The organism is Kineococcus vitellinus, from assembly GCF_009906315.1.
Taxonomy (GTDB): Bacteria; Actinomycetota; Actinomycetes; order Actinomycetales; family Kineococcaceae; genus Kineococcus; species Kineococcus vitellinus.
Genome location: NZ_JAAALL010000251.1, coordinates 1 through 6591, shown reverse-complemented (window position 1 = coordinate 6591; position 6591 = coordinate 1). Strand labels below are relative to the sequence as shown.

At 77.2% G+C, this 6591-nt stretch carries 5 protein-coding genes and 1 pseudogene; all 6 read left to right on the top strand.

The features are described from left to right. Positions 1-464 precede the first annotated feature (464 nt). Positions 465-971, top strand: a complete 507-nt coding sequence (locus GTQ99_RS17995; protein ID WP_205707735.1) for a MerR family transcriptional regulator — start codon at positions 465-467, stop codon at positions 969-971. A gap of 51 nt (positions 972-1022) precedes the next feature. After that, complete coding sequence (locus GTQ99_RS27135) at positions 1023-3782, top strand: AAA family ATPase (RefSeq protein WP_166617100.1); 2760 nt, start codon at positions 1023-1025, stop codon at positions 3780-3782. A gap of 172 nt (positions 3783-3954) precedes the next feature. Then, complete coding sequence (locus GTQ99_RS17985; protein ID WP_205707734.1) at positions 3955-4548, top strand: NADPH-dependent F420 reductase; 594 nt, start codon at positions 3955-3957, stop codon at positions 4546-4548. Between the two features lie 11 nt (positions 4549-4559). Beyond that, positions 4560-5714, top strand: a complete 1155-nt coding sequence (locus GTQ99_RS17980) for a low temperature requirement protein A (protein WP_166617099.1) — start codon at positions 4560-4562, stop codon at positions 5712-5714. 62 nt (positions 5715-5776) lie between these two features. Next, positions 5777-6361, top strand: a complete 585-nt coding sequence (locus tag GTQ99_RS17975; protein ID WP_166617098.1) for an ester cyclase — start codon at positions 5777-5779, stop codon at positions 6359-6361. Next, positions 6358-6591 (top strand): annotated as a pseudogene (locus tag GTQ99_RS17970) (MFS transporter); the annotation flags it as partial. The gene GTQ99_RS17975 and the pseudogene GTQ99_RS17970, both read left to right, overlap by 4 nt.

Sequence of the window (6591 nt, the reverse complement as noted above, 5' to 3'; positions counted from 1 at the left end):
CGTCTGGACCGTCTCGGCGATCTTGCGGCCCTGCTCGGGGGTGAGCTGGTAGAGGAAGGGCGGGGTGGAGTTGGCGTCGGCGAAGGCCTGCGCGGGGCCTTCCAGGACCGGCTTCACGGGCTCGGACACGGTGGTGCTCCTTCGGTCGGGGGACGTCGTCCGCTCGTGGTGCGCGGTGCGGCGGGAGCCGCCGGTGCACCACGTGGTGGGACCGGGGGCAAAGCTGCCGCAACGGGGTCGCCTCCCGCATCCGTCACGTGACTGCACACCCCGCGGGAGTGCGCAACCCGACGGGTGCGGCGCGGAGGACGGGCAGGTCGCAGCAGGTGGGTGGAGGCGGCGGGCAGTCACCTGACGGATGCGCGCGCCGGCCGGCAGCGCCACGGTGGACGGGCCCGACCACCCCGTCCCGACCGGCCCGACCGGCCCGACCCGGGGCGCGTCCCAGGGAAGAGACTGCAGCGGTGGACGACAGGATCGACGACAGGCCCGAGGACCGACCCGAGGACCGGCACGAGGAGGGAAGCGGTGGCGAGCTCGACGACGAGGGTCCCGGCGCGGTCCCGCTGCCCAGCCTCGGCGTCGAGGTGCCCGCGGCGGGGTTGACCATCGGGGAGGCCGCCGCCGTCTGCGGCCTGAGCGTGGACGCCCTGCGCTACTACGAGCGCGAGGGGCTGACCAGGACCCCGCCCCAGCGGATCTCCTCCGGCCAGCGCCGCTACGGCGCCCGGGACCTGGAGTGGCTGGCCGGGGTGGTCCTGCTGCGCGCCACCGGCATGCCGGTGCGCGACGTGCGCGCCTTCGCCGAGCTGACCCGGCGCGCCGGCACGGAGGCCGAGGTCCTCGCCGTGTTCGAAGCGCACCGCGAGCGGGTGCTGGAGCAGCTGCGGAGCACCCGGCGCCACCTGGCGGCCATCGAGGCCAAGATCGAGTTCTACCGGGGCCGGGTCGGTGCGCTCGGCGAGCCGTGAGCCGGCGGCCGCCCCCACCGCTCCGCGCGGGCGCGGGCGGCGGAGGCGGCGGTGATCGGCCGCGACCGCGAGTTCCAGCGCGTGCTGGAGCACCTGGAGGCCGCCGCCGCTGCCGGGGCGGGCAGCGCCGTGCTCGTCACCGGGGAGGCGGGCATCGGCAAGACGACGCTGCTGCAGCACGCGGCCGCGGCCGCCCGGGCGGCCGGGTTCGGGCAGCTGCGCTGCACCGGGGTGCAGCAGGAGTCCGGCACCGGGTTCAGCGGCCTGCACGAGCTGCTGCGACCGGCGCTGGGGCACCTGCACCTGCTGCCGCCGCAGCAGCGCGCGAGCCTGGCGGCGGTCTTCGGGCTGGACGAGCCCGGCGCGGCCTCGCCGGACCGGCTGCTGGTGGGCACCGCCACCCTGGCCCTGCTGGAGCAGGTGAGCGCCGAGCGGCCGCTGCTGGTCCTCGTCGAGGACGTGCAGTGGCTCGACCAGTCCAGCGCGTCGGTGGTCGCCTTCCTGGTGCGCCGGCTGGCTCCGCTGCGCACGCTCCTGCTGGCCACGCTGCGCACGGGCGGGGACGCGGTGGAGCAGTGGACCCGCCTGGGCGTGACGCACCTGCCCCTGGCGCCGCTGAGCCGGCAGGAGGCCGCCTCGCTGCTGGACGGGCTGGACCCCTCGCCCGGTGGGGCCGCCCGCGCGCTGCTGCTGCGGGAGGCCGGCGGCAACCCGCTCGCGCTGCGGGAGCTGGCCACCGCGGTGCAGGACGTCGCGGTCGAGGACGTCGCGGTGGACGCCGCGGGCGCGCTGCCGGTCCACCTGCCACTGCCGCCGCGGCTGGAGCGGGTGTTCCTGCGCCGGGTCGAGGACCTGCCGGGGACCACCCGCACCTTCCTGCTGCTGGCGGCCGCCGGTGGGGAGGCGCTGCTGGCGGAGCTGCTGGCGGCCGGTGCCGAGCTGGGGGTCGACCTCGCCGACCTCGACACCGCGGAGGCGGCGGGCCTGGTCGGCGTGCGCGACGGCCGGGTGCGCTTCCGCCACCCGCTGCTGCGCTCGGCCGTCCACGGCGCCGCCGCCTTCTCGGCGCGGCTGCGGGTCCACCAGGCGCTGGCCGCGGCGATCCAGGACCCCGTGCGCGCCGCCTGGCACCGGGCGGCCGCCACCCACGGCCCCGACGAGGCGGTGGCGAGCGAGCTCGCCACCGCCGGTGAGCTGGCCCGCGCGCGCGGCGCGCTCGTGGAGGCCTCGGCGGCCCACGAGCGCGCCGCCGCGCTCTCGCCGGGCCCCCGCCAGGTGCTGGAGCGCACGCTGCGGGCCGCGGAGCTGGCCCGCCTCGCCGGTCGCCCCGCGGTGGCCTCGCGGCTGCTGGAGCGCGCTGCGCCGCTGCTGACCGACCCCGCGCGGCAGCCGGGGCCGGCGGTCGGTGCGGCGGTCACGCGCTGGCAGCTCAGCGCCGACCGGGGCCGGTGGCTGGAGCGCACCACCGACCTGGTCGACCTCGCGGAGCAGCTGGGCGCCGCGGGCGCCGGGCGGTTCCGCCGCGAGCGGGTCACCGCGCTCGTCGCCGCCGCGACCGGCGTGCAGGTCATGCAGCCGCAGGACGCCCTGCGCCGGCGGGTGCGCGACGCGCTGCTGGCCCTCGACCCGCCCGTCGGCCAGGACGCCGACCGCCAGGTCGGGCTGGTCCTGCTGGAGCCGCTGCGCCACGCGCAGCGCTGGCGCGGGCACCTGGGCGAGCTGGTCGACGCGGTCAGCGCCCCCCACCGGCTGGCCTCGGCGGCCGAGGCCATCCACGACCTGCCGACGGCCGCGGCCCTGTGGACGACGGCCGTCGAGCGCGCGCACCACGCCCGGGAGGTCAGCGAGGAGTGCTTGGCCCTGCACGGGCGGGCGCTGGCCCGCGTCCTGGCCGGCGACCTGCCCGGTGCCCTGGTGGACGCCGACCTCACCCGGCGCATCGCCGCGGAGGCGCAGCTGCCGATCGTCGAGGCCGCCGGGGCCGTCACCGCCTCCCGCACGCACACCTGCCGCGGCGACCTGGTGGCGGCGGCCGCGGCCCTGCGGGAGGCCGCGGCGATCATCGGGCCCAGTTCCCTGGGCAGGCTGACCGCGGAGCTGCACTGGGCCGCCGGCCTGCTGGCGCTGGCCGAGCACCGGTACTGGGACGCCTGGGTCCACCTGCGCCGGACGGCCGCCCACCCGGTCGTCGCCGCGTGGGCGATCGCCGACCTGACCCAGGCAGCCGTGCGGGTCGGCAAGCAGGCGGCGCTGCCGCCCCTGCTGCAGCAGCTGACCCGCGACAACCTCACCTACGGCTCGCCCCACCTGGCCATGCTCCTCGAGCGCAGCCGGGCGCTGCTCGCCGCGGGCGACGCGGCGGCGACCGCCTTCGAGCGGGCGCTGGAGCACGGGGCCGCCAGCGGTGCGGTGATCGAGGTGGCGCGCACCCGGCTGGCCTACGGGCAGTGGCTGCGCCGCCACGACCGCGTCGAGGACTCCCGCGAGCACCTGGCGGCGGCGCTGCGGAGCTTCGAGCGCGCCTCGTCCCGGCTGGGGGTGGCGCGCGCCGGGGCCGAGCTGGCGGCGGCCGGCGTCGGCGCCGCCCGCCGCGCCCCCGGAACCGCCGGAGCGGGGGTGGAGGCGCTGAGCCCGCTGGAGCTGCAGATCGCGCGGCTGGCCGCGGCCGGTGCGAGCGAGGAGGAGATCGCCGACCGCACCTGCCTCCCGCACCGCACCGTCAGCAGCCACCTGCGCCGGGCGTCCGCCAAGCTCGGGACCACCTCGCGGGCGCAGCTGCGCCGGGCCCTCGGCCCCCACCGGGAACCCTGAGAGGAGTTCCGCCGGGAGTTCCAGGAGTTCCCCGGGGGTTCCGGTGGCTGCGTCACGTGACGGATGCGGTGCGGTGAGGAGGGCTGCGAGGCTGCCGGCGCCGGACGCGCTGCGGCGTCCGGCCCCCGGGCGTCGACCCCCGACGCCCGGCCCGAGCAGCGAGGAGCAGGCAGTGGAGATCGGCATCATCGGCAGCGGCAACGTCGGCAGGGCGTTCGCCGGCCACCTCGTCCGCGGCGGCCACGAGGTCGTCCTCAGCAACAACAGCGGCCCCGAGAGCCTGCGCGAGCTCGTGGCCCGGCTCGGCGGCGCCGCCCGCGCGGGCACCGTGCAGGAGGCGGCGGCCCAGGAGGTCGTCGTGCTGGCGGTGCCCAGCGCCGCCGCCTCCGAGGTCGCCGCCTCGGTGCCCGACTGGAGCGGGCGCATCCTGGTCGACGCCACCAACGACTTCTCGGCTCCGGTGCCGGGCCCGGGAGAGCCGACCAGCAGCGAGGTCCTCGCCGGGCGCGCCCGCGGTGCGCGGGTGGTCAAGACCGGCAACCACATGGGCGCCGCGGACCTGGCGGCCGGTTCCGTGCGCACCGACGGCAACGTCGTCCTGTTCTTCTCCGGGGACGACGCCGACGCCAAGAAGGTCCTCGCCGAGCTGTTCGAGGCACTGGAGTTCATCGTGGTCGACCTGGGCCCGCTGGGCACCGGCAGCCGGCTGCAGCAGTTCCCCGGCGGGCCGCTGTCCGGGCGGGCCTTCGTCACCCTCCCCCTCTGAGGGAGCGCGCCGTGCGGCTGGTCGCACCGCTGACCGGTCGCGACCCGGCGCAGGCCGACCGGACGGTCAGCCCGCTGGAGCTGTTCTACGACCTGGTCTCCGTCGTCGCGGTCGCGCTCGCGGCCGAGGGGCTGGAGAACTCCATCGCCGCCGGTCACCCGGCGCAGGCGGTCAGCCGCTTCGCGCTCGTCTTCTTCGCCCTATACCTGGCGTGGGCGAACTTCACCTGGTTCGCCTCCGCCTACGACGACGACGACGTGCTGTTCCGGCTCCTGACGTTCCTGTCCATGACCGGTGCGCTGGTGCTCGCGGCGGGAGTGCCGGCGGTGCTGGAGGACGCGGACCTGCGCGTGGGCGTCGGCGGGTACGTGCTGATGCGCCTGGCGCTGGTGCTGCAGTGGAGCCGGGTGGTGCGCGGGGACCCGCTGCGCCGCCTGGCGGCGCGGCGGTTCGTCGTCGGCCTGAGCGCCGTGCAGGTCGGGTGGCTGGCCGCGCTGCTGCTCCCCTCGCCACGCTCGTCCACCTGGCTGGTGTGGAGCCTGCTGGCCGTGGCCGAGCTGGCGCTGCCCGTGTGGGCGCAGTGGCGCACGAGCACCCCCTGGCACGCCCGGCACCTGCGCGAGCGCTACGGCCTGTTCATGATCATCGTGCTGGGGGAATCCGTCCTGGCCGGCTCGCGCGCGGTCCAGTCGGCGCTGGGCGATGCGTCGGTGGCGGCGATGACCCCCACCTTCGTCGGCGGCCTGCTGCTGCTGTTCTGCCTGTGGTGGCTGTACTTCGAGCGTCCCGACGACCACCTGGGCTCCTCGCGGTGGTGGCCGTTCGCGTGGTCGTACCTGTACCTGTTCCTGTTCGCCTCGGTGGCCGCCGTCGGCGCCGGCCTGTCCCTGGTCATCGAGGAGACCGCTCACCCCGGTGCCGTCGGAGCCGGGACCGCGACCCTGGCGGTGGCGCTGCCGTACTCCGCCTGCCTGCTGAGCCTGTGGGGCGTGCACGTGCGCCGCACCGACGGGCTGCTCCAGCGCCTGGGCGTCCCGGCCGCCGTCCTGGTCGTGCTGCTCGTCCCCGCCGCGAGCCGCGCGGGTCTGCGCCCGGGCAGCGCCGTCCTGCTGCTCGGCGTCGTGGCGGCGCTGCTGCTGGCCTCGAAGGTGCGGGCGCAGCGCTGACCCCGTCCCACCGCCGAACCCCGAACCGAACGCAGCAGTTTCCCGAGGAGGGCTCGTCCCGCATGACCACCGACCTCACGAGCGCGGCCACCAGGCTGTTCCAGGTGCTCGAGCACGGCGACCACGTCCTGGCCTCGATCCTGGTGCACCCCGACTTCCACAACCGCGAGGCGGCCGTCGCGCCGGCGGCCTGCTCCACGCCGGGACCGGCCGGGGTGCTGGCCTCCTCGGCCTGGATGCGCTCCGCGTTCAGCGACCTGCGCTTCCCCGTCCTCGACACCGCCGGCAGAGGGGAGCGGGTGTGGGTGCGTCTGCGCATGCGGGGTCGGCAGACCGGGGCCTTCGTGCGCTACCGCGACGGTGCGCTGGACCAGGCGGTCCCGCCGACCGGGCGCGAGATCGACGTCGAGCAGGTCCACGTCCTGACGATGCGCCAGGGGCAGGTCGTGGGGCACGAGGCGGTGCGCGACGACGTGGCCATGCTCGCCCAGCTCGGCGTCTTCCCCCCGGACCCGGTGGTCGGGGCGCGCGTGCTGGCCTGGAAGCTGTCCGGGCGCGCGGCGCGCAGCGCGGCGCGCGTCTCCGCAGCTGCGGCCGCGGCGGCCGCAGCCTTCGGCCACGACGTGCCCGGGCCTCGCGTCACGTGAGCGCTGCCGCCGACGACGTCGCCGCACCACCGCCGGGCGTCGCGCTGGCCACCCGCACGGGCCGGTGGCTGCTGGCGATCGCCGTGCTCGGCAGCGCGCTGGCCCAGCTGGAGGCCACCGTGGTGAACGTCGCCCTGCCCAGCATCGGCACCGACCTCGGCGCAGGCGTCAGCGGCCTGCAGTGGGTGCTCAACGCCTACCTGCTCGCGCTGGCCTCCCTGGTGCTGCTG